Annotated in this window: 22 protein-coding genes and 1 other annotated feature; of the genes, 17 read left to right on the top strand and 5 right to left on the bottom strand. The window is 50.2% G+C overall.

From position 1 onward, the window contains the following. The first annotated feature begins 62 nt into the window (after nucleotides 1-62). The 5 genes from DWY89_RS07025 (at nucleotide 63) to DWY89_RS07050 (ending at nucleotide 5151) form a co-directional block, all read left to right on the top strand. Nucleotides 63-1460: a sodium-dependent transporter gene (locus DWY89_RS07025; protein ID WP_118524520.1), complete on the top strand. Its 1398-nt coding sequence runs from the start codon at nucleotides 63-65 to the stop codon at nucleotides 1458-1460. A gap of 445 nt (nucleotides 1461-1905) precedes the next feature. Next, the gene (locus tag DWY89_RS07035) at nucleotides 1906-2550 is read left to right on the top strand and encodes a hypothetical protein (protein WP_118293482.1); all 645 of its coding nucleotides are present in this window, start codon (nucleotides 1906-1908) and stop codon (nucleotides 2548-2550) included. A 46-nt stretch (nucleotides 2551-2596) separates the two neighbouring features. Then, a complete protein-coding gene (locus DWY89_RS07040) occupies nucleotides 2597-3412 on the top strand; it encodes an ABC transporter permease (protein ID WP_243022784.1) in 816 nt (271 codons plus the stop codon). Further along, entirely contained in the window at nucleotides 3399-4112 is a 714-nt protein-coding gene (locus DWY89_RS07045; RefSeq protein ID WP_118524522.1) for an ABC transporter ATP-binding protein, read from the top strand. Before DWY89_RS07040 ends, DWY89_RS07045 begins: the two co-directional genes overlap by 14 nt. 13 nt (nucleotides 4113-4125) lie before the next feature. Continuing rightward, nucleotides 4126-5151 carry an NrtA/SsuA/CpmA family ABC transporter substrate-binding protein gene (locus DWY89_RS07050; RefSeq protein ID WP_333489837.1) on the top strand — a complete coding sequence of 342 codons (1026 nt, stop codon included), beginning with the start codon at nucleotides 4126-4128 and terminating at the stop codon, nucleotides 5149-5151. A 105-nt stretch (nucleotides 5152-5256) separates the two neighbouring features. Here the strand turns inward: DWY89_RS07050 and thrH are convergent, their stop codons facing one another. Continuing rightward, nucleotides 5257-5859 (bottom strand): bifunctional phosphoserine phosphatase/homoserine phosphotransferase ThrH, encoded by a 603-nt coding sequence (gene thrH, locus DWY89_RS07055; RefSeq protein ID WP_022359071.1) that lies wholly within the window; start codon nucleotides 5857-5859, stop codon nucleotides 5257-5259. 335 nt (nucleotides 5860-6194) lie between these two features. Next, on the bottom strand, nucleotides 6195-7931 hold the full coding sequence (locus tag DWY89_RS07060; protein WP_118523919.1) for a carbon starvation CstA family protein: 1737 nt from the start codon (nucleotides 7929-7931) through the stop codon (nucleotides 6195-6197). Nucleotides 7932-8044: 113 nt separating this feature from the next. After that, nucleotides 8045-8299, bottom strand: a binding site (T-box leader). A gap of 313 nt (nucleotides 8300-8612) precedes the next feature. Between DWY89_RS07060 and DWY89_RS07065 the strand changes: the two genes are divergently transcribed. Both DWY89_RS07065 and DWY89_RS07070 read left to right on the top strand, forming a co-directional pair. Then, nucleotides 8613-10370 (top strand): SulP family inorganic anion transporter, encoded by a 1758-nt coding sequence (locus DWY89_RS07065; RefSeq protein ID WP_118524523.1) that lies wholly within the window; start codon nucleotides 8613-8615, stop codon nucleotides 10368-10370. Nucleotides 10371-10372: 2 nt separating this feature from the next. Next, a complete protein-coding gene (locus DWY89_RS07070) occupies nucleotides 10373-10735 on the top strand; it encodes an MGMT family protein (protein ID WP_118523918.1) in 363 nt (120 codons plus the stop codon). A gap of 117 nt (nucleotides 10736-10852) precedes the next feature. Here DWY89_RS07070 and DWY89_RS07075 read toward each other — a convergent pair whose 3' ends face one another. Beyond that, nucleotides 10853-12220, bottom strand: a complete 1368-nt coding sequence (locus DWY89_RS07075) for an NAD(P)/FAD-dependent oxidoreductase (RefSeq protein ID WP_022359067.1) — start codon at nucleotides 12218-12220, stop codon at nucleotides 10853-10855. Nucleotides 12221-12385: 165 nt separating this feature from the next. Between DWY89_RS07075 and DWY89_RS07080 the strand changes: the two genes are divergently transcribed. Continuing rightward, nucleotides 12386-12703 (top strand): EamA family transporter, encoded by a 318-nt coding sequence (locus DWY89_RS07080; protein WP_182434524.1) that lies wholly within the window; start codon nucleotides 12386-12388, stop codon nucleotides 12701-12703. Between the two features lie 9 nt (nucleotides 12704-12712). Here the strand turns inward: DWY89_RS07080 and DWY89_RS07085 are convergent, their stop codons facing one another. Next, nucleotides 12713-14659: a DEAD/DEAH box helicase gene (locus DWY89_RS07085; protein ID WP_118523916.1), complete on the bottom strand. Its 1947-nt coding sequence runs from the start codon at nucleotides 14657-14659 to the stop codon at nucleotides 12713-12715. Nucleotides 14660-14903: 244 nt separating this feature from the next. Here DWY89_RS07085 and DWY89_RS07090 point away from each other — a divergent pair, with 244 nt between their 5' ends. After that, on the top strand, nucleotides 14904-15569 hold the full coding sequence (locus tag DWY89_RS07090; RefSeq protein WP_182434530.1) for a Crp/Fnr family transcriptional regulator: 666 nt from the start codon (nucleotides 14904-14906) through the stop codon (nucleotides 15567-15569). A 68-nt stretch (nucleotides 15570-15637) separates the two neighbouring features. On the opposite strand, the gene DWY89_RS07095 is transcribed toward DWY89_RS07090, so the two are convergent. Beyond that, on the bottom strand, nucleotides 15638-16582 hold the full coding sequence (locus tag DWY89_RS07095; RefSeq protein WP_118491623.1) for a LysR family transcriptional regulator: 945 nt from the start codon (nucleotides 16580-16582) through the stop codon (nucleotides 15638-15640). A gap of 383 nt (nucleotides 16583-16965) precedes the next feature. On the opposite strand from DWY89_RS07095, the gene DWY89_RS07100 reads away from it, so the two are divergent. From DWY89_RS07100 to DWY89_RS07135, 8 genes are all read left to right on the top strand, one after another. After that, nucleotides 16966-17643 carry a F0F1 ATP synthase subunit A gene (locus DWY89_RS07100; RefSeq protein WP_107000520.1) on the top strand — a complete coding sequence of 226 codons (678 nt, stop codon included), beginning with the start codon at nucleotides 16966-16968 and terminating at the stop codon, nucleotides 17641-17643. A 39-nt stretch (nucleotides 17644-17682) separates the two neighbouring features. Further along, nucleotides 17683-17907: an ATP synthase F0 subunit C gene (gene atpE, locus DWY89_RS07105; RefSeq protein WP_022359062.1), complete on the top strand. Its 225-nt coding sequence runs from the start codon at nucleotides 17683-17685 to the stop codon at nucleotides 17905-17907. A gap of 31 nt (nucleotides 17908-17938) precedes the next feature. Next, nucleotides 17939-18427, top strand: a complete 489-nt coding sequence (locus DWY89_RS07110; RefSeq protein WP_117796183.1) for an ATP synthase F0 subunit B — start codon at nucleotides 17939-17941, stop codon at nucleotides 18425-18427. Then, entirely contained in the window at nucleotides 18414-20486 is a 2073-nt protein-coding gene (gene atpA, locus DWY89_RS07115; protein WP_118523914.1) for a F0F1 ATP synthase subunit alpha, read from the top strand. Before DWY89_RS07110 ends, atpA begins: the two co-directional genes overlap by 14 nt. Before the next feature lie 14 nt (nucleotides 20487-20500). Continuing rightward, on the top strand, nucleotides 20501-21403 hold the full coding sequence (atpG, locus tag DWY89_RS07120; protein WP_118524524.1) for an ATP synthase F1 subunit gamma: 903 nt from the start codon (nucleotides 20501-20503) through the stop codon (nucleotides 21401-21403). A gap of 41 nt (nucleotides 21404-21444) precedes the next feature. After that, nucleotides 21445-22845 carry a F0F1 ATP synthase subunit beta gene (gene atpD / locus DWY89_RS07125; protein WP_117796308.1) on the top strand — a complete coding sequence of 467 codons (1401 nt, stop codon included), beginning with the start codon at nucleotides 21445-21447 and terminating at the stop codon, nucleotides 22843-22845. A 6-nt stretch (nucleotides 22846-22851) separates the two neighbouring features. Beyond that, nucleotides 22852-23265 (top strand): ATP synthase F1 subunit epsilon, encoded by a 414-nt coding sequence (gene atpC / locus DWY89_RS07130; RefSeq protein WP_107000516.1) that lies wholly within the window; start codon nucleotides 22852-22854, stop codon nucleotides 23263-23265. Nucleotides 23266-23359: 94 nt separating this feature from the next. Continuing rightward, entirely contained in the window at nucleotides 23360-24319 is a 960-nt protein-coding gene (locus DWY89_RS07135) for a LysR family transcriptional regulator (protein ID WP_107000515.1), read from the top strand. Nucleotides 24320-24476: the final 157 nt, after the last annotated feature.

A 24476-nucleotide genomic window follows, 5' to 3' on the forward strand; every position in this document is an offset into this window, starting at 1 on the left:
AGAAGCTGTCTATGTCCTCGGGAGACGGACATAAAAGTTACAATCACGGGGGTTATAAGTAAATGGCAAAAAAGAAAAACAGCTTCAGCGGTTCGCTGGGGTTTGTGCTGGCAGCAGCCGGAAGTGCCGTCGGTGTAGGAAATATCTGGCGTTTTCCGTATTTATGTGCGAAAGACGGAGGCGGACTGTTCCTGCTGGTGTATCTGGTGCTGGTGGCGACATTTGGATTTGTACTTCTGACGACGGATGTGGCGATCGGCAGAAGAACGAAGGAGAATGCGCTGCAGGCGTTTGGAACGCTGCATCCGAAGTGGAAATTTGTCGGATACCTGACGTTTCTGGTTCCGATGTTAATTATGACGTATTATTCGGTCATCGGCGGATGGATCACGAAATATTTCTTTGAGTATTTGACGACATCCGGCAGGGATGTGGCGGAGGACGGATATTTTACATCGTTTATCACGGAAAAGAATGCGCCGCTGATTTTCACGGGAATCTTTCTGGCGCTCACAATCTGGGTTGTATACAGAGGTGTGGAGAAGGGAATTGAGAAATTTTCCTGTTTTATCATGCCGGGACTGATCCTGTTAGTCATCGGAATCGCGATTTTTTCACTGACGCTTTCCTACACGGACGCGGATGGGACGGTCCGGACGGGAATACAGGGATTCCTCGTCTACGTGCGCCCGGATTTTACGGGACTGACGGTAAAAGGATTTCTGGAAGTACTGCTGGATGCGATGAGCCAGCTCTTTTTCTCACTGAGTGTGTCGATGGGAATTATGGTAACATATGGTTCTTATGTCAAAGATGAGATCGATTTGAACAAGGCGACCAACCAGATTGAATTTTTTGATACAGGTGTGGCGCTTCTGTCCGGTATGATGATTATTCCGGCGGTCTTTGTATTTTTAGGACGCGACGGCATGGCGTCCGGTCCGAGTCTGACCTTTATTTCGCTTCCAAAGGTATTTCAGGCGATGGGCGGCGCCGGTCATATCGTGGGACTTGCATTTTTCCTGATGCTTGGCTTTGCGGCGCTGACATCCTGCGTTTCTGTCATGGAAACGCTGGTTGCCAACTGCATGGAAGTGTTTGGAAAGACGAGAAAACAGATGTGTGTGATGGTCGGAATCTATTCCCTGATCACGGCGGTTCTCATTTGTCTGGGCTACAATGTTCTGTATTTTGAGTTGAAGCTGCCGAACGGTTCCACCGGACAGCTGCTTGATGTGATGGATTATATCAGCAACAGCTTCCTTATGCCGATCATTTCCTTCTTAACCAGCATCCTGATCGGATGGGTGGTCGGACCGAAGTGGATCGTGGAAGAAGTCGAGAAAAATGGGGAACATTTTTCAAGAGCAGGTATGTACAGCTTCTTAATCCGGTATATTGTGCCGGCTGTCATGCTGGTTCTTTTCCTGGTATCGACCGGGTTTATTAATATGCTGTAATGAAAAATGGTTTTAGCCGATTTTCACGGAAAGTGCGAGAATTGGTTAAAACCTTTTTTATAGAAAAATGCGTCCCATTATTCTTCACGGTCATCCGACTCGATCTCATAGGTATATCCGGCATTTTCGATCGCCTGAATTGTATCCTTGATGCCCTGTCCGCCTGCTTTTTTTATAGGATTCAATAAAAACAGGAATCCGTTCGGAGCAAAACCTATTAAAGATGTATGAAAATAGGAATCATTAAAACCGATTTTATCATTTTTACCGGCTAGTGTCAACTTATAAAATTGTAAAAGTTTACAATCAAAACTGGACAATATATCGATTTTTTGCTATGATAAGCTAGTTAGAAAAAACTAACTTGCAGGGAACGTGAAAACGAAGTAAACTAGGTGCATAGGTGTGAAAGCTAGGCAGCCTGATTGGATAGAGTGGAGAAACAATGCAGTATTTGTGGATAAATCCGGTTTCTGCCGGGATGTGTGAGGAAGATTCGCTGAAGCGTTTTTTAGAACGGCATGGTCTGACGCGGGTCGAGTGCCGGGGCGATTGGGGACGGATCGTCCGGGAAAGATATGAAGCTAGTCTGCGGGCGGGCGTGACGCTTGCGGATGCGCGCTGTCCGGAGGCGGTTCGGCTGCTTGAAGAGATACAGAAGGAGCCGGAAAACGAATCTGGAATTGAAAACCTGAAAGTTGCCCCGATCGAGCCGATTTTACTTCACTGTGCGCGGGAATTAAGCACGCGTCCGGATCTGGCGGATGGGGAGAAGATCATCACGACGCCATGCCAGAGTCTTGCGGTGCTTGGAAATTCGCTGGGACTTGAGAATACGCGGTTTATCGCATGGAATCGTCTGGCAGGCGGTGAGGTGCGCGTCCGGGCGATCGAAGACAGCCCGATTCCGCCGGGGTATTTTGCGGGAATCTGCCGGAAAGATGGACAGGCGGCGAAGGTAGAGAGTGTCAGCAGTCCGGAGAAAATCCGGGCATATGTGGAGAGCGGAAGCTGGAAGCAGGCGGATCTGCTGGAACTTTTGTATTGTAAGGATGGATGCCATCACGGGGATGGCGTGCAGACAGAGTGAGAGAAATCTGCGGTTCATGGAAAACGCTTGAGGAAGCGGAAAATGCATGAATTGCGGCAAAAGAATGGGAAGAATGAAAGAAACGAAGAAATTCAAGGATAATTGGCAGAAATATTTCGGTCCGGCGCTGGGAATCGGAGCGGTATTTCTGATCTGGTATTTGGTCTGCCGCATGGAGATGGTCAGTGCGTATGTGCTGCCGTCCCCGGCGCGGGTGTGGACGAGCTTTTTAAAAATGGTGAAAACCGGGGAGCTGTGGGGGGATATTTCAATCAGTTTCCTGCGTGTCATGAAGGGATTTGCGATTGCGTTCCTGTTTGCCTTTGTGCTGGGAATGTTCCGGGCGCTGTTTCCGGGCAGCAGCGTTTACTATGAGTATATTGTGCAGTTTTTCCGCAATGTCCCGCCGCTCAGCATGATTCCGCTGCTGATTCTCTGGTGCGGAATCGGAGAGATGACGAAGACGGTGATTATTGTGCTGGCGTCATTTTTCCCGATGTACTTAAATATCGTGAAGGGATTTACCGGGTGCGATTCGAAACTTCTGGAAGTGGGCGATATGTTCGGCTACTCGAAGCGCCGCAAATTTTTCCGCATCATTCTGCCCTATGCGATGGCAGATATTCTGGTCGGAATGCGGATCGGGCTTGGCTATAGCTGGCGCGCCATTATCGGTGCGGAGATGGTGGCGGCGTCCACCGGGCTTGGACATATGATTTTATTTGCACAGCAGATGTCGCGGACCGACAAGGTGATCGTGGGGATTCTGGCGATCGGGGCAGTCGGATATGTGACGGACCGCCTGTTTGGATGGATGATAGGATTTGTGCTGAAAGGATCCGGGGAAAATGGCTGGAATTGAACTGATTGATATTCATAAAACATACCGGGTGGATAACCGGGAGATTCCCGTTTTAAACGGGATCAACCTGTCGCTTCCGACGGGGAGAATCACCGTGATTCTGGGGCAGAGCGGATGTGGGAAAACGACGCTTCTGCGGCTGACCGGAGGACTGGAGACGGCGGACAGCGGAGAGATCCGCTGGGAGAGCGCCCACAAGACGGCATTTGTCTTTCAGGAACCGCGCCTCATGCCGTGGTTGACCGTCTGGGAAAATGTGGTGTTCGGGCTTTCAAAAAAGGAGACAGATCCGGCGAAAATAGAAGCGGTTATCCGCACGGTCGGATTATCTGGATTTGAAAAAGCATATCCGGCACAGCTCTCCGGCGGAATGCAGCAGCGGGCGGCGATCGCGCGGGCGCTGGCGTATGAGCCGACCTTTATCATGATGGATGAGCCGTTTGCCGCGCTTGACTATTTTACAAGGGAACAGATGCAGAAAGAGCTTCTGCGCGTCCAGCAGGAGCGCAGTGCGAGCATTCTGTTTGTGACGCACAGTATCGATGAGGCACTGATTCTGGGAAGCCAGATTGCGGTCATTGAAAAGGGCATGGTCAAGGCGCTCTATGAGGTCAAGGCGCCGCAGGAAGAGAGGAATCTTTTGGAGGATGAGATGATAACCCTGAAAAGGGATATTATAAATAATTTACATTTTATTTAGAGGAGGAACGATTATGATGAAACGATGGATGGCAATGGGAATGGCACTCTGCCTTACCGCAGCTTCCCTGGCAGGCTGCTCCGGTACAAAAGATGCGGCTGAGAGCACGCAGGCAGAGGCAGAAACCAGCGCAGAGGAGGCGGCAGCCGAGGAGGAGACAGCGAAAGAATCTGATCTGGATAAGCTGACCTTTACGTATGTAACTTCTCCGCTCAATGTGCCGACGATCATCGAGAAAAATCAGGGTATTTTTGAAAAAACATTTGGCGATATGGGGATTGAGGTTGATTATGCGGAGCTGACCTCCGGGGCAGATCAGACACAGGCGCTGGCTTCCGGCGATGTGCAGGTTTTGTATGCGGTTGGCGGTACTTCGGTGATTCTGTCTGCAGCAAATGGAGCGGATATCAAGGTATTAAATATGTACAGCCGTTCTCCGAAGGCATTCTGTATGTATTCTAAGGATGAGTCCCTGACGACGCCGGAAAGCCTGAGAGGAAAGACAATCGCAGGACCGACCGGAACCAACCTGCATGAGCTTCTCGTTTCCTATCTGGCAACGGCTGGCATGACGATCGACGATGTCAACTATGTCAATATGTCGATCCCGGATGCAAAAGCAGGTCTGGACGGCGGCAGTGTAGACGTGGCTCTGGTTGCTGGCGCAACTGCTTACAATGCAGGGAAGCAGGGTTACCACCTGGTAGCCGACGGCGAAGGCCTGATTAAGGCGATCATTGCAGTGGCAGTGACACAGAAATTCTATGACGAGCACCCGGAGATCATCGAGAAGCTGGAAGAAGCACAGACCGAGATTGCTGATTTCATGGAAGAAAAACCGGATGAGACGATGCAGATCGTAGCCGATGAGCTGGATCTGGACACCGATGCAGTCAAAAGCATGTACGATCTCTATGATTTCTCTACCGAGATCACAGATGATGACAAAGAAGGCTTCCAGAAGACCGCTGATTTCATGTATGAATCCGGCATGATCGACGAGGCATTTGATGTAAAACAGTTATTTATTGAAAAATAATCAGTGAACATTTGAGAGGATAAACGATTGAAAAGCAGCTCCCGGAGTGTGGATTCCGGGGGCTGCTTTTACGATTGCATATGCAATTATGAAAATACGGAATGTTTACGCTAATACCTTTTTAATCGCTTCTAACAGCTCATCATACGTCTCATAAGCCGGAATCTGCGGATATTCTGCCTTGATCTCCTCCGTCGTGCGGAAGAGGAAGCCCGCCTTGCTTGCCTCAATCATGGCGAGGTCGTTGTGGCTGTCGCCGCTGGCGATCGTCTCGAAGCCGCAGGACTGGAGTGCTTTGACGGTTGTATATTTGGATTTCTCACAGCGCATCTTAAAATCGGTAATCTCACCATTTTCGCTGACAACCAGAGAGTTGCAGAAGATGGTCGGATAGCCAAGTTTCTTCATCAGAGGTCCGGCAAACTGGGAGAAGGTATCGCTGATGATGATTACCTGAGTGATTTCTTTTAATTTGTCTAAAAACTCCCTTGCGCCCGGAAGCGGATCAATTTTAGAGATCGTTTCCTGAATTTCCTTGAGTCCCAGTCCGTGCTCGCGCAGGATGTTTAAACGGTAATTCATCAGTTTGTTATAATCCGGCTCATCGCGGGTGGTGCGTTTTAACTCTGGGATTCCGGTTTCTTCAGCAAATGCGATCCAGATTTCCGGCACTAATACACCTTCTAGATCTAAACATACAATATCCATGTCTCCTCCTGTCTGATACAACGCCTGTCAGCGCTGTGCTCGGTTGAAAAATTTGCTTCCTATTATAGACGAAATGCAGGGGAAATACCAGAGAAATTTGAGAAAAGATGAAAGAATAGAAAAAAGTGCGTTATTGGGCACGTATGCGTGAACAGTAACAAAAGTGCCAATTATTCGCGGTGAGAAAGATTCAGAAGTGAAGAGTTGGCATCATATAGCAGCAGAGTGGTTATCAATAGAATTAAAAATACCAAAAAAGGGAGTCTCGTTTCGTGAGCGAGAGACTCCCTTTTTGGCACCTATAGTCGGGTTATAATTTGATTTTGATGAAATCATTAGCAATGCGCCGGTTTATTCATTTCAGATCTTTTATCGTTTTCTGTCTTCGAAGCAGTCGATTTCGAAAACAGTACTTTACCGGAATGAACCACAATAATGACACCCAGAACCATCAGCAGAACCGCGATGATAAGCTGCAGTCCTTCTACCATAAAGACAGCGGTTCCGGCATTGTAAGCCTTTACCAGTGCGATGCAGCGCTCAACGAGTGCGGTGAAGGTAACGCACAGCATAACAACCAGCGGAACCAGCAGCGTGCGGTTTTCGCGGCCGGTGACGCGTAAGAAGACGCACAGGGTGATGAGAACCAGAGCGCTTAACAGCTGGTTGGCGCTGCCAAACAGCGGCCAGATGTTGGAGTAGCCAATCTGGGTTAAAATGTAGCCGCATACCAAGGTGATAACAGTTGCAAAATATTTGTTGCAGAGAAGTTTTCTCCATCCTTCGGCGTGTTCCATGTCATCGATACTGAACAGCTCCTGGAAGGACATACGTCCGATACGTGCAACGGAATCCAGGCTTGTCAGGGCAAGTGCGGAGACGCACATCGTCATAAAGCACTGGGCAGCGTAAACCGGGATTCCGAACATCTCCAGGAATCCGGCAACACCGGAGGAGAAGATAGCAAACGGAGTACCGGCTGCAGGCGTGCCATCAGCGGAAGCGGCAGCACCGGCAACGCACAGAGCCAGGACAGCCAGTAAACTTTCCAAAAGCATAGCGCCGAAGCCAACTTTCGGCATATCCTTTTCATTGGTGATTGCCTTGGAGGAAGTACCCGAGGAAACCAGGCTGTGGAAACCGGATACGGCGCCGCAGGCAACGGTTACAAACAAAATCGGGAACAGGTCACCGGATTTCTCATTGTGGAAACCAGTGTAAGGCGCCAGGTTCATTGCCGGATGTGCGACAAGCAGTCCAACGACGGCACCGATAATCATACCGGCAAACATAAAGGTTGTCATCAGGTCACGCGGTTCCATCAAAAGCCACATCGGAAGAACGGCTGCGAGGAAAATGTAAGCGAATACCATGTAGGACCAGTTCGCCTTGGTGGTAATGAGCGGGCAGTTCATGCCGATGACGAAAGCAGCTACCGTGCAGACAAGTCCGAGCAAGGTCTGTTTCCAGCCATGGAACTGAGCCTTTTTCTGAATCAGTCCAAATACAACGGCAAAGGCAATGAACAGAAGGGAAATGCTTCCGGCTGCGCCGTTGACAGTTGCGGCGGCGGATAAGCTGGTCACGCCGTCTACCGTCTCATATGCATTGAATGTACCAGCAACCATGTCGGCAAAAGCGGCGGTTACAATTAAAGTAAAGAGCCAGCAGAACAGAAGGAACAGCTTTTTACCGGTTTTGCCAATGTACTGTTCAATCAGAAGTCCCATCGATTTGCCTTCATTTTTAACGCTGGCGTACAGGGCACCAAAATCGGTAACAGCGCCGAAGAAGATGCCGCCGAGGATGATCCAGAGAAAGACCGGAACCCATCCAAAGACAGCTGCCTGAATAGCACCGGTGACAGGACCGGCACCGGCGATGGATGAAAACTGGTGGGCAAATACAACCCAGCCATCGGTCGGAACATAGTCCTGACCATCTTCTTTTGTGACAGCCGGTGTTTTGGCGTTTGGATCAATGCCCCATTTATGGGCGAGCCATCTGCCGTAGAGCAGATAACCAGCCGCCAGACAACAGGCTGCGATAACTACGATAACTAATGTGTTCATAAAGATACCTCCATTCCCATAGGTCAAATGGTTTTTAGTGTCCCGGCAGTTTGCCGGAGTTTCGGGAGCGGGGAAACAAAAAAGCCTCCGTCCTCCTGAAACTTTTAAAAGTTCAAGAAGACGGAGGCATAAGCATCCGCGGTACCACTTCTTTTACCGGCTGTAAAGCCGATCTCTCAGCCATATCCATCATTCTGAATATGTTCCTCTTTAACGGTAGGAATCCGAACCGGACTATTGGTATCCTGCATGCGTTTGTCCGATCAGCTCACAGGGGATAATTTCCATCGGCGTTACTGTCTTTCATCGCCCGGCAGCTCTCTGAAAACGTGGAGAATTGGAAATCGTGTCCTGCTCAATGCTTTTTACAAGTACGAATTATAGACTTTTTTAAAGGAAAGTCAATCGAAAAAATAGCCGGAAGTTTGTGACAGAAATTTTACAAATCCGTCATTTTGACAAAAAAATCACAACCAAGAAATTTAACAACTGCTTATCTAGAAGTCAGAGTTACTGTTTACGCTTATGTGCCCAGTAACAAGTCGGAAGCATTCCTGTGTTAAAACTTCGAAAAAACTGGACACACCCTTATTTTGCTGTATAATAGGTAATTGTCGGTTCTTTTTAGGGCTGGCAATTACTTTTTATTTAAATTGGGAAGAAAAAGGGAGAGTTTGGGGTATGGAAAAAGTACGTCCAATGTTGTTTACAACATTGAAGAAGTATTCCGGCGCACAGCTGATGTCAGATGTGGTAGCGGGTATCATCGTAGCGATCATCGCGCTGCCGCTTTCGATCGCGCTGGCGCTGGCTTCTGGGGTAGGTCCGGAACAGGGTATCTACACGGCGATTGCAGCCGGATTTGTGATTTCATTTTTAGGGGGCAGCCAGGTACAGATTGCAGGTCCAACGGCGGCATTTGCAACGATCGTGGCAGGTATCGTGGCGAAGAGCGGCGTGGAAGGGCTGGCAGTTGCGACGATCATGGCAGGTATTATCCTGGTTATCATGGGATTCTGCCATTTTGGTTCACTGATTAAGTTTATTCCGTTTACAATCACGACCGGCTTTACCTCCGGTATCGCGGTGACGATCGTCATCGGTCAGTTGAAGGATTTCTTTGGCGTAACCTATCCGACAGGCATGGAGACGATCGAGACGATGCAGAAGCTGAAAGCGTTCGCAGCTGGATTCGGAAGTGTCAACCTGCACGCGATTATCGTCGGCGTGGTGTGTCTGGCGATTCTGATTGTGATGCCGATGATCACGGAAAAAATTCCGGGATCGCTGGTAGCGGTTATTGCAGGTATTTTAATGGTAAAATTCCTGCCGCTGCATGTGAATACGATCGGCGACCTTTACACGGTCAGCAACAAGCTTCCGGCGTTCCGTCTGCCGGTGTTTAGCTACGATGTGATTCGGGGTTCCCTGTCGGATGCGTTTACGATTGCAGTTCTGGCGGCGATTGAGTCTCTGCTTTCCTGCGTGGTAGCGGACGGCATGATCGGCGGAAAACACCGTTCCAACACGGAGCTGGTGGCACAGGGCGCGGGTAATATTGTTTCCGCCCTGTTTGGCGGTATTCCGGCGACGGGCGCGATTGCGCGTACCGCAGCCAATGTCAAAAATGGCGGCCGTACCCCGGTTGCAGGCATGGTTCATGCGGTTGTCCTGCTTCTGATTCTGGTAGTTCTGATGCCGTGTGCAAGCTGGATCCCGATGCCGACCATCGCGGCAATCCTGTTTATGGTTGCCTACAATATGTGTCAGTGGAGAACCTTCGTCCGTCTGACCAAGACGGCTCCGAAGAGTGATATTGCGGTTCTGGTGCTGACCTTCTTCTTAACCGTTATCTTCGATCTGGTTGTAGCGATCGAGATCGGTATGCTGTTATCCTGCCTGCTGTTTATGAAGCGGATGAGCGATGAGACGGGCGTCAGAAGCTGGCTCTATGTCGAAGAAGTAGAGGAGCAGAAGCGCAAAGAGCAGGAAGTAAGAAAAGCGAAAAAAGCCGGAAAAGAGCTTTCAGTGGAAGAGGCACAGCTCTTAGCGGCAGCTACAGAAGATGAAGAAGCAGCCATGAAAGAACAGGCACGTCTGCGGGAGATCCCGAGAGAACTGGCTGTTTATGAGATTACAGGACCTCTGTTCTTCGGTGCAGCAGACCGCATCAACCAGATTGAAACCCGCGAGGAGACGAAATGCCTGGTTCTTCGTATGCGTGCTGTTCCGGCAGTTGACAGTACAGCGATGAATTCGATGGTTGCCCTCTATGAGCGCTGCCAGAAGAACGGCGTCACATTGATTTTGTCCCATGTCAACGAGCAGCCGATGCACGTGATGGAGAAAGCAGGATTTGTGGATATGGTCGGACGCGATCATTTCTGCCCGAATATCGAGGCAGCACTTGACCATGCGGACGAGGTGCTGGGAAAATAATTATGGACATCTATCGAAGAATGGAAGAAGTATTTAGGCGCATTCCGGACGGCTGCGTGACGACCTACGGTCAGATCGCGCTCCTGTGCGGTGCACCGCGCCATTCCCGTCAGGTGGGATATGCGCTCCGCACCAACCGCCTGGGCGATGTCCCGGCATTCAGGGTGATTAATTCCAAGGGCTTTCTAAGCGGCGCAGCGGCGTTCGACTATCCGGGACAGCAGAAAAAACTGCTGGAACAGGATGGAATACGGGTGGACTTCACCGAGGACGGTGACCGCGTCGATTTAAAACAATATGGATGGAAACCTTCGATGGACGAGGCAGAAGAATTGTATGCGTTGTTTCGGAAGTTGGAGATCTGAGTGGGAATCAAGGAAATTGCATCTGAATGAGATGTTGATAAGATAAAGAAGTGAAATGAGATGGATAAGATGGCAGATGATAGGGGCTGCATCTTATCCATTTTTGATCGTTTATTATTAAATTGCCTCCGCGATCTGCCGTGCCACATAGACACCACTGGCAGATGCATGGGAAAGAGAATGGGTAATACCGCTGCCGTCACCGATGACGTAGAGTCCATCATGACAGGTCATCAGGTTGTGATCCACTTCCACCTCCATGTTGTAGAATTTTACCTCCACTCCATAGAGAAGAGTGTCATCATTCGCCGTACCCGGTGCCACCTTATCCAGGGCATAAATCATCTCGATAATACCGTCCAGAATCCGCTTCGGGAGAACCAGGCTCAGATCACCGGCAGCCGCATTGAGGGTTGGAACCGTAAAAGATTCATTGATTCGCTGCTGCGTGCTTCTTTTTCCGCGGATCAGGTCTCCAAAACGCTGCACAATTACACCACCGCCCAGCATGTTGCTGAGTTTTGCAATACTTTCTCCATATTCATTGGAATTCTTGAAGGGCTCTGAAAAATGTTTCGCTACCAGAAGGGCAAAGTTCGTGTTATGGGTCTGCTTTGCAGGATCCTCGTAGCTGTGGCCATTTACCGTTACGATGCCGTTGGTATTCTCATTTACCACAGCTCCCTTGGGATTCATACAGAAGGTGCGCACGTAATCCTCGTATTTTTCCGTGCGATACACGATCTTGCTCTCATAGAGTTCATCCGTAAGATCCGAAAAGATCTCAGCCGGCAGCTCAACCCGGACCCCCAGATCCACGCGGTTGGAATTCGTATGGATATCCAGATCCTTGCATACCTTCTGCATCCACTTACTGCCGCTTCGTCCGGCGGAAATGATACATTTCGTACCCTCAAAGGTTGTATCATCGCTGTAAACCTTGTAACCCTTCTCGGTTTTCTCCACGGTTTCGATGGCACAGTCAAAATAGAAATCCACCTTATTCTTCAGATGATCATAGAGGTGCTCCAGAACAATATAATTAATATCCGTACCCAGATGGCGGACCGAAGCATCCAGAAGATGCAGGCCGTGCTGCATACAGGTTTTCTTAAATTTTGTTCCCGCAGTGGAATACAGCTTCGTGCCCTCCCCGCCAAAACGGAGATTGATTCCATCCACATATTCCATCAGTTCAATGGCTGTCTTTTTTCCGATATACTCATAGAGAGTGCCGCCGAAATCATTGGTAATGTTGTATTTTCCATCAGAAAATGCACCGGCTCCGCCGAATCCGCTCATGATGGAGCAGCATTTGCAGTGAATACAGGACTTGATTTTATCACCATCAATGGGACATTTACGGTGCTCCAGCGGATGTCCTACCTCAAAAACAGCGATCTTTAAATCCGGTTTACGTTCCATCAGCTCATAGGCAGAAAAGATACCGCCGGGACCGGCGCCGATAATTAACACATCATACATATTGAAATTCTCCTTGTTTTCCTAAAATTTGATTCCCTCTTTCTGTATTATAGCATAAATTCGAAAAAATAGGCAGCGCGTCATGCGCTGCCCCGAAACAGTATCCCCCATGTCGTCATGGCATCTTCCGTTATCATATCATCACCTCAGAATAAAGCTTTTTTTATGGCTGTAACCATCAGCCTGATTCCCTTTGTAAAATTACCGGAGGTGTTTTCGAGCTTGATGACCTCTCCGGCGCTTCTTGGCAAAGGGCTGGCGCTGGGACTTGTATCTACCTTTTTTCCGTTTGTAAGCTACACACTGGGACTCCGCCAGATGGAGGCAGGAAAAGCCTCGGTTCTGGCGTTTGCTGAGCCGATGGTGGCAGCTGTGGCTGGGATTGTGGTATTTGGAGAAATGCTGCGGGTTGAAAATGTGCTGGGCATTCTTTTGATTTTTACGGCATTGGTGGTGTTGAACAGCCGGAACGTAAAACGGTAAAATCAGGGGCTAAGCGATAATGGAACTGTGACGAAAACACGGATCACAAATCTTAAACGGATATCCAACCGGCAGCATCCGTCCGCAGCGCTGGCAGCGGGCGATGTAGCTTTTTTTGCCCTTGGACAAATACTGCATGATCGTGCCTTCAGTGCGGCTGCGTTCTTGTTCGAGCCAGTCCTCGTCGATGATCTTGTCAAAACGGTGGGAGAACTGGTAGTAGAGGTCGAGCTTGCGGTAATATGTTTCGTATTTCTGCAGCCCCAGCTTGGAGCCGGCGCCTTTGTCCGGGTGTTTCAGGCGCTTGTCCGCCGGGTAATCCTTGCAATAGCGCAGCCATTGCAGGACAACCTGATGATCCTTGATATCGATGGGACAGCTGATCATGCGGTAGAGAATCCGTTTGTCATCGAATCCGTAGATATCGTTTCTGTAGCGTTCTGCCTGCGCATAAAGGCTTAAAATCTCATCGACGCTGACCTTTTCAAACGGAGGCGTCGGCTCAACGGATTTCCAGACTTTGATGATAACGTCCAGCGGCTCGTCCAGATCGAGGAGAATCTGCGGGAAACCGAGGCTGACTTTTTCGATCGGTTCTTCCTCCGGAGTAAGCTGTTCCCGGATATAATCGAGGGATTCCTGCCCCATCGCATTGACGTAGCCGGTGTCAAAGAGTCCGAAGCGTCCGGCGCGCCCGGCGATCTGCTTGATCTCCGGTACGGTCAGACCGCGCCGGGTGGTACCGTCAAATTTCTGGGTCTGGACGAATACGATACGCCGGACAGGCAGGTTGAGTCCCATGCCGATCGCGTCGGTGGCGACGACCACCTTGGTTTTGCCGCTGGTAAAAAGCTGCATCTGGCGTCGGCGGATCTCCGGCGGCAGGCTTCCGTATATAACACTTGCCTTGATACCTTCTTCTTCCAGACGTCCCGCCACATCCAGCACAGATTTTTTGGAAAATACGACGAGTGCATCGCCGGGAAGAACACTTTCCGGGAAGGAAAATGGCGTGTCCTCACAGATGAGCGCAGTTTTGCGCTGATACCGGCAGATGGCAAGGCTGTCGCCGCACAGATGGATCAGGTGTGTGACAGCAGATTCAGCGGCGGGACTCATGCAGACATGGATTTCGTGAGCTTTCAGCCCCAGAATCGCCTTTGTCCAGCAATGCCCGCGGTCTGGATCGGCGGTCAGCTGTGCCTCATCAATCACGGCAATATCGTATTCCTCCGAGAAATCTGCCATCTCGATCGTCGAAGCTGTGATCCGGCTGTCATCGTCGGCGATACACTCCTGACCGGTCAGCATGGTGCTGGGAACGCCGCAGTCGTGCATTTTTTCATATACCTCAAGCGCCAGAAGGCGCAGCGGACCGAGGTAAGTGCCCTTTTTCGCTGTTTTTAAGCGTTCCAGCGCGTGAAATGTTTTGCCGCTGTTGGTCGGTCCGATGTGGAGAATGAAACGGCGGTTCATCGCCATAGTCTCCGGAAATTCCAGCTCTGGGCGGGATGGGACGAGATCCATGATTTTATACTGGATGACGTAGCGCTTATAGATCTGGTAAAGCTCCAGAAGTGTCTGCGTGCAGAGCTGACCATCCAATTCTGTTTCCAGATAATTCAGAAAATCCACGGAAATATCATCACGCTGGGCGGGCAGAAACATTGCCTCATCCAGGCGGATGAGTTGTGGCAGCAGGCTGGTTTCAATGAGCTTTGTGACAGCATCGTTGTGCGAACGGTACGCAAAATAAGCCAGATTTTTGATCTGGCGGTGCCATTCCACCAGCGAGAGGCTGGTGACCTGTGTCGGTTTGGTGCGTTTCAGTGTTTTAAACAGCCGGTTGGTCCGCTCGCCCAGATCGCGGGGGCGGGAACTGGTCTTTCTTTTTTTCTTGCTTGCCGCCTGGTACTGGCGGATATATGTCTGAAGAAGCTGGTTTGGCTCGATCATTTGAAAGTCTCCTCTTTATGTAAATATTCTGTCCGATAAATCTTCTGGTTTAAAGCTTCATTTGATATAGGAATGTTTCTATTATCGCAGAAGTTGCATGGATGTGCAAGAACGGGAAATCAGATTGCAGAAAAATATAAAAATATTTGATATAATAAGAACACTTAGTTAAAACAGAAAGGTCAACATCTATATGGCATCAAACTATAAAACGGGCGCCAGCCTGAATTTAACTCCCTTCGAAATGCAGCTTCTAAGCCGCAGCCCCCTGTTTCGAGGCGCGGGCGAATCCGGAATCGGGGAGATGCTGTCCTGTCTGGGGGCGGAGGAACGCAGTTATGAAAAAGAAGAAATGATTTATCGTGCGGGGAATACGGTCACATCTCTGGGTGTGGTGATGCACGGAAGTGTGATGATTGTCAACGATGATCTGTGGGGCAACCGCAGCATTCTGGACCGGGTAGAACCGGGACAGATTTTTGCGGAGACATATGCGTGCGTGCCGGGGGAAAAGCTGCTGGTCGATGTGTTTGCAGCGGAGGTGACGGAAGTGCTGTTTTTAAATGTTGGAAAAATGCTGTTGCAGTGTCCCAATTCTTGCGGACATCACACGCAGCTTATCCGCAACCTGCTTGCAATCTCGGCGCAGAAAAACTTGCAGCTGTCCCGCCGGATCTTCAATACATCGTCGAAATCCATCCGGGGACGGCTTCTGTCGTATCTCTCCGATCAGGCGGTAAAAAATGAGAGCGAGAGATTTGATATCCCATTCAATCGCCAGCAGCTCGCCGACTATCTGGGTGTGGACCGGTCGGCGCTGTCGGCAGAGCTGGGGAAAATGCAGCGGGAAGGGCTTCTGGAATTTAGAAAAAATCACTTTCATTTATATGAAGAGGTTAGAAGCTTGTAGATTACAAACAAAAATACCCTGTCAGGAGCATTAAAATCCGACCGACAGGGTATTTTTAGTGAAAATCCCTATGGGTGTAACAAGACCGGCTGTCCATTCCCTATACTTTCCTGCACCGGCTGTTTCAGCATATCCAGAAATGCCTGTGCCGCCGGCGTCAGCGGGCGCATCGGGTTTTGCAGGACGAGGATCTGGCGCTTCGGGATAGGGATATTTAGGTGAAGCTGGAACACGCGGTAATTGAGCAGGTAGTTCCGGGCAAATTCCGAGGGAACAAAGCCGATTCCCAGATTGTGGGAGACGGTCGGGGCGATCAGGTCGTTGGAAGAAACTTCGATGCTCGGGCGCAGATCCAGCCCCTGTTCCTCAAAGAGATTGTCCCAAAAAAGCCGCGTCGTTGTGCCGGACTCCATGCTGACAAGTGGGTGCATACAAAGCTCTTCGAGAGAGAGTGTGCGGTTCTGCAGCTCGGAAAAACGGTTTCCGGCGATGACGATGTCCTGGAACTCGGCAACCGGCATCACGTGAACCAGATCCAGATCCTTCATGATCTCGTGGATCGGAGAAATGATGACGGCAAAGTCATTTTCCCCGGCCTTTAAGGAAGAAGCGGTGATCGGCGCAGAGTTGGAATGAATCTGCACGGTCACATTCGGAAAACGCTGCTGGAATTGTTCAATATAAGGAAGCAGAAAGAAGCGCATTGTCAGCTCGCTCGCACCGATCGAAACCTTGCCGCTCTGACTGTTCGTGTATTCTTTTAAAAGCTCTTCCGCTCGTCCCATCTGCTGGCAGGGACGGTTGATCTGGCGGAACAGGATCCGCCCTTCATCGGTCAGGGTCACGCCTTTTTGGGAGCGGTTGAAAAGTTTGCACTGAAGCATATCTTCTAAATTATGAATGTATTTTGTTACGGTTGGCTGCGTGAGGCAGAGATTCAAAGCCGCCTGGGTAATATTCTGGCATCGAGCCACCTCATAGAAAACCTTGTAGTAGTCGAAACTGATGTCCATGTATGTAGTTGAAATCCTTTCTGTATGTCGGACTGTTTCTGCCTGATTGAAACAGTGTTTATCTGATTTTATATCTGTACGTGTATTTACCAAATATAGTCACACTTTATCGTATTTTTCCAGAAATGTCCAGCCACAATAACGATTACCAATAACTATCACCATTCATTTTATCTATGGATATAGGAAAAAAATATAATTTTACCATTTGTATTTCCGGGAGTAAGATCGGGAACAGACGGGAAGAATGTGGAGACACAGGAGAAAACGTTACTGGGCACATATGCGTGAACAGTAACTAGAACACGTGGCGGCATCGGGAAATGAAAGAAAAATAGCCGGGGCAGCCGCGGGAGAACAACCCGGAGAGAGGAAGTGACAGTATGGGAGATCTGGGTGCGACCCTGATCAAGGAATTGAACTGTGAGACAGCCTTTACAATTGGCGGGATCGGCATATCAGAATCCGTTGTGGTTACATGGATCATGATGGCAGTGGTGCTCGTGGTTTCACTGATTGTGACGCACGGTCTGAAAGTTGAACATCCCGGACGCGGACAGCTCCTTCTGGAGAACGCTGTTACGTGGCTGCAGGGCATCGGCGAGGGAATCCTCGGAGAGGAAGGAAAAGGCTATGCGCCGTATCTGACATCCGTGCTGATGTATCTGGGCGTGGCGAACCTGCTTGGTATACTGGGATTCAAGCCGCCAACCAAGGATTTGAACGTCACGGCAGCACTGGCGCTGATGAGTATTGTGCTGATTGAGACAGCAGGGATTCGGGTCAAAGGTTTAAAAGGATGGTTAAAGAGCTTTACAGAGCCGATCGCCATCGTGACACCGATCAATATCATGGAGGTATTTATCAAACCGTTGTCGCTGTGTATGCGACTGTTCGGAAACGTGCTGGGCGCGTTCGTCATCATGAAATTGATTGAATACATCCTTCCGGTAGGGCTTCCGGTATTGTTCAGCGCTTACTTTGATATCTTTGACGGTCTGATTCAGGCGTATGTATTTGTCTTCCTGACAGGGCTTTTTATCAAGGAATCAATCGAGTAATAGAAGAGAAATAGAAAATTACAAAAAGGAGACTTTATTATGGGTACAATCATTGCAATCGGAGCAGGTCTGGCAGTTCTTGCAGGCGCAGGAGCCGGAATTGGTATCGGAATCGCCACATCTAAGGCGACTGAGGCAGTCGCAAGACAGCCGGAGGCAGAGGGAAAAATCACAAAGATTCTATTGTTAGGTGCGGCACTTGCCGAGGCAACTGCTATTTATGGTTTCGTTATTGCCCTTTTGATTATTATTCTTTTAAGCTGATACGATAGAAAACGAAAGGTGGGGCAAGGCTATGTTACGGTTGGACATCAACCTGGTTTTTACGATCATCAACCTTTTAATCTGGTATGCAATTATCCGTATTTTCCTCTTTAAGCCGATCAACAAAGTGATCGATAAACGGAATACAGCCATTCAGGAAAAGTATGATGAAGCAAAAAAGATGCAGGAAGAAGCGCAGGCGGAGAAAGAGAAATACGCAGCCTGCCAGGATGAAATAGAAGCAGAGAAAAACAAGGTGCTGGATGCGGCGCGTGCGAGTGCACGTGAGGAAGGACGCCAGCTGATTGAAAACGCCCAGAAAGAGGCAGATAAAGTCATCCGTAAGGCGGGCGAGGATGCACGCCGGGAGAAGGACAAGATGCTCGAACAGGCGAAGCATGAAATTTTGTCGCTGGTTCTGGACGCGGCGGCTGGTTCGATGAACAAGAAGTCGGATGACAGCGCTCTTTATGATGAGTTTTTGAAGAAAGCGGGTACGACGGAGAATGAAGAAACTTGATGTCTATTTACAAGAAATAAAGAGGCAGAAGATTTCTGTCGATGATCTACAGCATGCGGCTGAGATACTGGCTGCGACACCGCAGCTTCCGGCAGAGCTTGAAAATCCGGATTTGACCCGTGAGAAGCGGGAAGATCTGGTTCGTAGCCTGTTTCCGCTGGCAGTCCGGGGAATCATCGAGGTGCTGGCACAGGATCAGACAATGAAAATGATGCCGGATCTGATTAAGGAAGCGGAGACGTTTGAAAAGCCGGATAAATATCTGCGCTGTGTGCTGGAATATGTCAAAGAGCCGGATGAAAAACAGGCAGCCGGAATCCGGAAATTTCTCTCGGAGAAATATCCGGGACGGAAACTTCGGATTGTGAAGGAAGAAAAGCCGGAGCTTGGAAGTGGTTTTATCCTCCGGGTCGGAAGTGAGGAATATGACTGGAGCACGGAGGGAAGAAAACGGGCACTGGCAGATAAATTAAAGAATCTGGTAAAAGAGCCGGATTCGGGTGATTTCCTTACCCAGAAGGGAATCATCGGGATTCTGAAAGGAAATCTGGATGGAATCGACATTTCAGCCCGTGAGATCGGTACGGTCAGCCGGGTGGGCGACGGCATCGCCTATGTGGATGGAATCGACCACGCAATGTATGGCGAGATCGTGGCGTTTGACGGTGATGTGAGAGGCATGGTACAGGATATCCGGTCGAAGGAGATCGGCTGCATCCTCTTTGGACATGCGAACACCATCGGAGAAGGAAGCCGCGCGATGCGGACCGGCAAGATGGCAGGTATACCGGTTGGCGAGGGATTTTTAGGGCGTGTTGTAGATGCGCTGGGCAATCCGATCGATAATAAAGGTGAGATTGAGGCTGCCGGATACCGTCCGGTGGAGTCCCCGGCGCCGGGTATCATCGAACGTCAGTCGGTTGATACCCCGATGGAGACCGGTATCCTCTCAATTGATTCGATGTTCCCGATCGGACGCGGACAGCGTGAGCTGATCATTGGCGACCGCCAGACCGGTAAGACTTCAATCGCGGTGGATACGATGCTGAATCAGAAGGGAAAAGACGTGACCTGCATCTATGTGGCGATCGGTCAGAAGGCTTCAACGGTATCGAGACTGGTTCATACACTGGAAAAACACGGGGCGATGGAGTACAGCATTGTGCTGGCAGCGACGGCGAGTGAGCCGGCATCCTTACAGTATATCGCGCCGTATGCGGGAACGGCGCTGGCAGAATATTTCATGCATCAGGGAAAAGATGTTCTGATTGTCTATGACGATTTATCGAAACACGCGGTTGCGTACCGTGCACTGTCTCTTTTGATGGAACGTTCCCCGGGACGTGAGGCATATCCGGGCGATGTATTCTATCTGCATTCCCGTCTGCTGGAGCGCTCGGCGCGGCTTTCGGATGAGCTGGGCGGTGGTTCAATCACAGCGCTGCCGATTGTCGAGACACAGGCGGGCGATGTGTCGGCGTATATCCCGACCAACGTTATTTCCATCACAGATGGACAGATTTTCCTGGAAAGTTCGCTGTTCTTCGAGGGCATGCGCCCGGCGGTCAATGTAGGGCTTTCGGTATCGCGTGTCGGCGGCGCAGCGCAGACCAAGGCGATGAAGAAGGCAGCCGGAAGCGTACGTATCGACCTGGCACAGTACCGCGAGATGGAAGTATTTACACAGTTTAGCTCCGATCTGGATCCGGCAACTAAGGCACAGCTTACCTACGGCAGCGGTCTGATGGAGCTGTTAAAACAGCCGCTTGAGCATCCGCTCTCGATGGAAGAACAGGTTGTGATTCTGTATGCGGCGACGAGTCATCTGCTGGTAGATATTCCGAAGGAAAAGCTGAAGACATTCCAGGGCGGTCTTTACGAATATATGAGAAGCTCCTACCCGCAGGTGGGCGATGCACTCCGCACGACTAAGACACTCAGCGAGGATATTCAGCGCGAGATTGCGAAGGCGGTGGGCGAGTACAAGGCAAAATTCCTGAAAGCACAGGGAAATGCGCTGGAGGCAGCCACAGCGGATGCAAAACTGGATAAGCAGTAAGGCGGTGATGGAAGATGGCAGGACTCAGAGAGATCCAGAACCGGATCCGGAGTATTCAGGATACGCGCAAGATCACGAACGCGATGTACCTGATATCTTCGACGAAATTAAAGAAAGCCAGAAAAGAACTGGCAGAGACGGAGCCGTATTTCTATGCATTGCAAAATGTCATCCGGCGTATCCAGAGGCATCTGCCGAACATGGAAAGTCCCTATTTTGAAAAAGAAGGGCACCAGTCGAAGAAAACGGGGCTGCTGGTTATTTCCGGCGATAAAGGACTGGCGGGTGCTTATAACCATAACATCATGAAGATGGCGGATACATTTTTAAAGGATCCTTCCCGCGAGGTACATCTGTTTGTCATCGGTGAGACGGGGCGGCAGTTTTTTGCCTCCCAGCACATCCCGATTGAAGAAAATTTCCAGTATACGGCGCAGGATCCGACGTTTAACCGGGCAAGGTGGATTGCTGGAATACTTCTGGAACGATATTTGTCGGGTGATTTGGATGAGATCCATGTCCTGTATACAAGAATGGAAAATGTGATGCAGAGTGTGGCGAAGGATAAAAGGGTGCTTCCGATTACCAAGCCGGATATGCACGGAATGACGATTCCGGTCGATGTGCGGCTGGAGGAGTTTTCCCTCCGGCCAACGCCGGAGGAAGCAATGAATGCGATCGTTCCGAACTATGTAGCCGGATTTATCTACGGCGCGCTGGTTGAGTCGTTCTGCAGTGAGCAGAATGCCCGTATGATGGCGATGGATGCGGCGACGGATAATGCGGATGCACTTTTAAAAGATTTGAATACGATGTACAACCGGGCGCGGCAGGCGGCGATCACACAGGAGATCACCGAAGTATGCGGCGGCGCGGCTGCACAGAGACGAGAACGAGAAGAGGAGATGAGAGTGTGATGGGAGAACAGGCGGCAGAGACAAAAAAGACCGAAACCAGCCTGCCGGAAGGCAAGATTGTCCAGGTTTCCGGTCCGGTTGTCGATGTGAAATTTGAGAGCGGTCCCCTTCCGGAGATCCGGGACGCGCTCACAGTAGAAAATCAGGGAAAGACGTGTGTGATGGAAGCTGCCAAGCACATGGGAAATAATATCGTCCGCTGCATCATGCTGTCGGCAAGCGAGGGCTTGAGCCGTGACATGAAGGTAACACCGACGGGAGAAGGCATTTCCGTTCCGGTTGGCGAAAAGACGCTTGGACGTTTGTTTAATGTTTTAGGTGAGACGGTAGATGGAGGACAAAAACTGGATGGTGAGGAGCACTGGTGTATTCACCGGGATCCGCCGCCATTTGAGGATCAGAGCCCGGTCGCAGAGATTCTGGAGACGGGCATCAAGGTTATTGACCTTCTGGCGCCATATTCCAAGGGCGGAAAAGTCGGTCTGTTTGGCGGCGCGGGCGTCGGAAAAACAGTCCTGATTCAGGAGCTGATCCGGAATATTGCGATGGAGCAGGGCGGTTATTCCATCTTTACGGGTGTCGGTGAGCGTTCCCGTGAGGGCAATGACCTCTGGAGCGAGATGAAGGCATCCGGCGTTCTGGAAAAGACAGCGCTCGTATTTGGACAGATGAACGAGCCGCCGGGAGCCCGTATGCGAGTTGCAGAGACCGGACTTACGATGGCAGAATATTTCCGTGACAAAATGCACCGGAATGTGTTACTATTTATTGATAATATTTTCCGTTATGTACAGGCAGGTTCGGAGGTTTCAGCGCTGCTTGGGCGTATGCCGTCGGCGGTTGGTTATCAGCCAACGTTAGCGAATGAGATGGGCGAGCTGCAGGAGCGGATTGCCTCGACGAAAGATGGTTCGGTCACTTCAATCCAGGCAGTCTATGTACCGGCGGATGATTTAACCGATCCGGCACCGGCGACTACCTTTACCCATCTGGATGCGACTACGGTTCTTTCCAGAAAGATCGTAGAACAGGGTATCTACCCGGCGGTCGATCCGCTGGAATCCTCGTCCCGTATTCTGGAACCGGATGTGGTCGGAGAAGAACACTATGAGACGGCCAGACGGGTGCAGGAGATTTTGCAGAAATACAAGGAATTGCAGGATATTATCGCAATTCTGGGTATGGACGAGTTGTCTGAGGAAGATAAGCTGACCGTCGGCCGCGCAAGAAAGATACAGCGCTTCTTATCCCAGCCGTTCCATGTGGCGGAAAACTTTACCGGCGTACCGGGCAAGTATGTGCCGTTAAAGGATACCGTCAAGGGCTTTAAGGCAATTCTGGATGGTGAGATGGATGCGTACCCGGAGGCAGCATTCTTCAATGTCGGAACGATCGAGGATGTAGTGGCAAAGGCGAAGGCTTTAGAAAAACAGGAGGCGTAGGAACGGATGGCAGATTTTCATGTAAAAATCATATCCAGCAACCGGACATTCTATGAGGGAGTCTGCCACTGTCTGATCCTTCCGGCGGTGGACGGTGAGATGGCTGTCATGGCGCACCATGAGAGCGAGATCGTGGCAGTCAAAGCGGGAGAAATGCGTTTCCAGGTGACAGAGGACGGTCCGTGGGAGGCGGCAGTCGTCGGGCAGGGCTTCTGTGAGATCGCCAACAACCGTGTTATGTTGCTGGCAGATACGATCGAGAAACCGGAGGAGATCGACCGGATCCGGGCGCAGGAGGCATTAGAGCGTGCGAAAGAGCGGCTGCGCCAGAAACAGAGTATTTCCGAGTATTACAGCACCCGCGCGGCGATGGCGAGAGCGCTGGTTCGTCTGAAAGAGACGGAAAAATTTGTGGACTAGGTGCGTTAGAGGCGGATTTGAGTCTGATGTAATTCTGTGGCAGATACGGTTCAGAAAGAAATGACAGAAAATCAGTAAGAATGGAGAACAGGGCATGACATTACTTCAGTTAAAATACGTGGTGGAGGTGGCGGCAGCCGGAACCATCAGCGGGGCGGCAAAAAAACTTTATATTGCACAGCCGAGCCTCACGGCGGCGATCAAGGAACTGGAGCATGAGATTGGATTTTCCCTGTTTACCCGCACGAACAAGGGCGTGGTGATTTCCCCGGACGGGGAAGAATTTCTGGGGTATGCGAGACAGGTGATCGAGCAGGCAAACCTGATCGAGGAGCGCTATTTTGGCGCTGTGCCGCAGAAACGCCAGTTCTGTGTCTCCACCCAGCACTATTCCTTTGCCGTTGAGGCGTTTGTCGATCTGATCCGCGAGTACGGCGGAGAAGAGTACGATTTCCGTATCCGCGAGACGCAGACGTATGAGCTGATTGAGGATGTGGCGAAGCTTAGGAGCGAGGTTGGCGTGCTGTATCTGAACCGTTTTAACGAGACGGTGATCCGCAAGACGCTGCGGGAACACGACCTCAAATTTACGCGGCTTTTTATGGCAAAACCGCATGTATTTATCGGTGCGGCCAATCCGCTTGCAAGCCGCAGTTCTATCACCCTGTCGGATTTGGAACCTTATCCGCGTCTGTCCTATGAGCAGGGCGAGCACAATTCCTTTTATTTCTCCGAGGAGATCCTCAGCACGCTGGACAGCCGCAAGGACATCCTGGTGTCCGACCGCGCGACCTTGTTTAATCTTCTGATCGGGCTGAATGGGTATACGATCTGCAGCGGTGTCATCAATGAGGAACTGAACGGACCGAATATTGTAGCGATTCCGCTTGATGTGGACGATTATATGGAGATTGGTTACATTACCCACAATCGCGTGACACCGGGACGGTTTGCGGGACTGTATATTGAGGCGTTGAAGCGGAGAGTGGGAGTGCCGGTTCCCAAAGTGTCTACCCGTGAACCAATAACCAGAATTCCTGTTTCCGACAGGTGATTTTTTGGTTTGACTTTTTTTAAAACAGGAAATATAATAATACCGAAACGAGTAGCAAACGAGCGTAAATCCAGTTTTTGCTGCTCTTTTTTTATTATTCCATAAAGAATGTGCCAAGGTGCATTTTTTATTAAATTTTATAAAAATGCCATTAAAA

The sequence above is a fragment of the Clostridium sp. AF27-5AA genome (genome assembly GCF_003478415.1).
Classification (GTDB): Bacteria; Bacillota; Clostridia; order Lachnospirales; family Lachnospiraceae; genus Otoolea; species Otoolea fessa.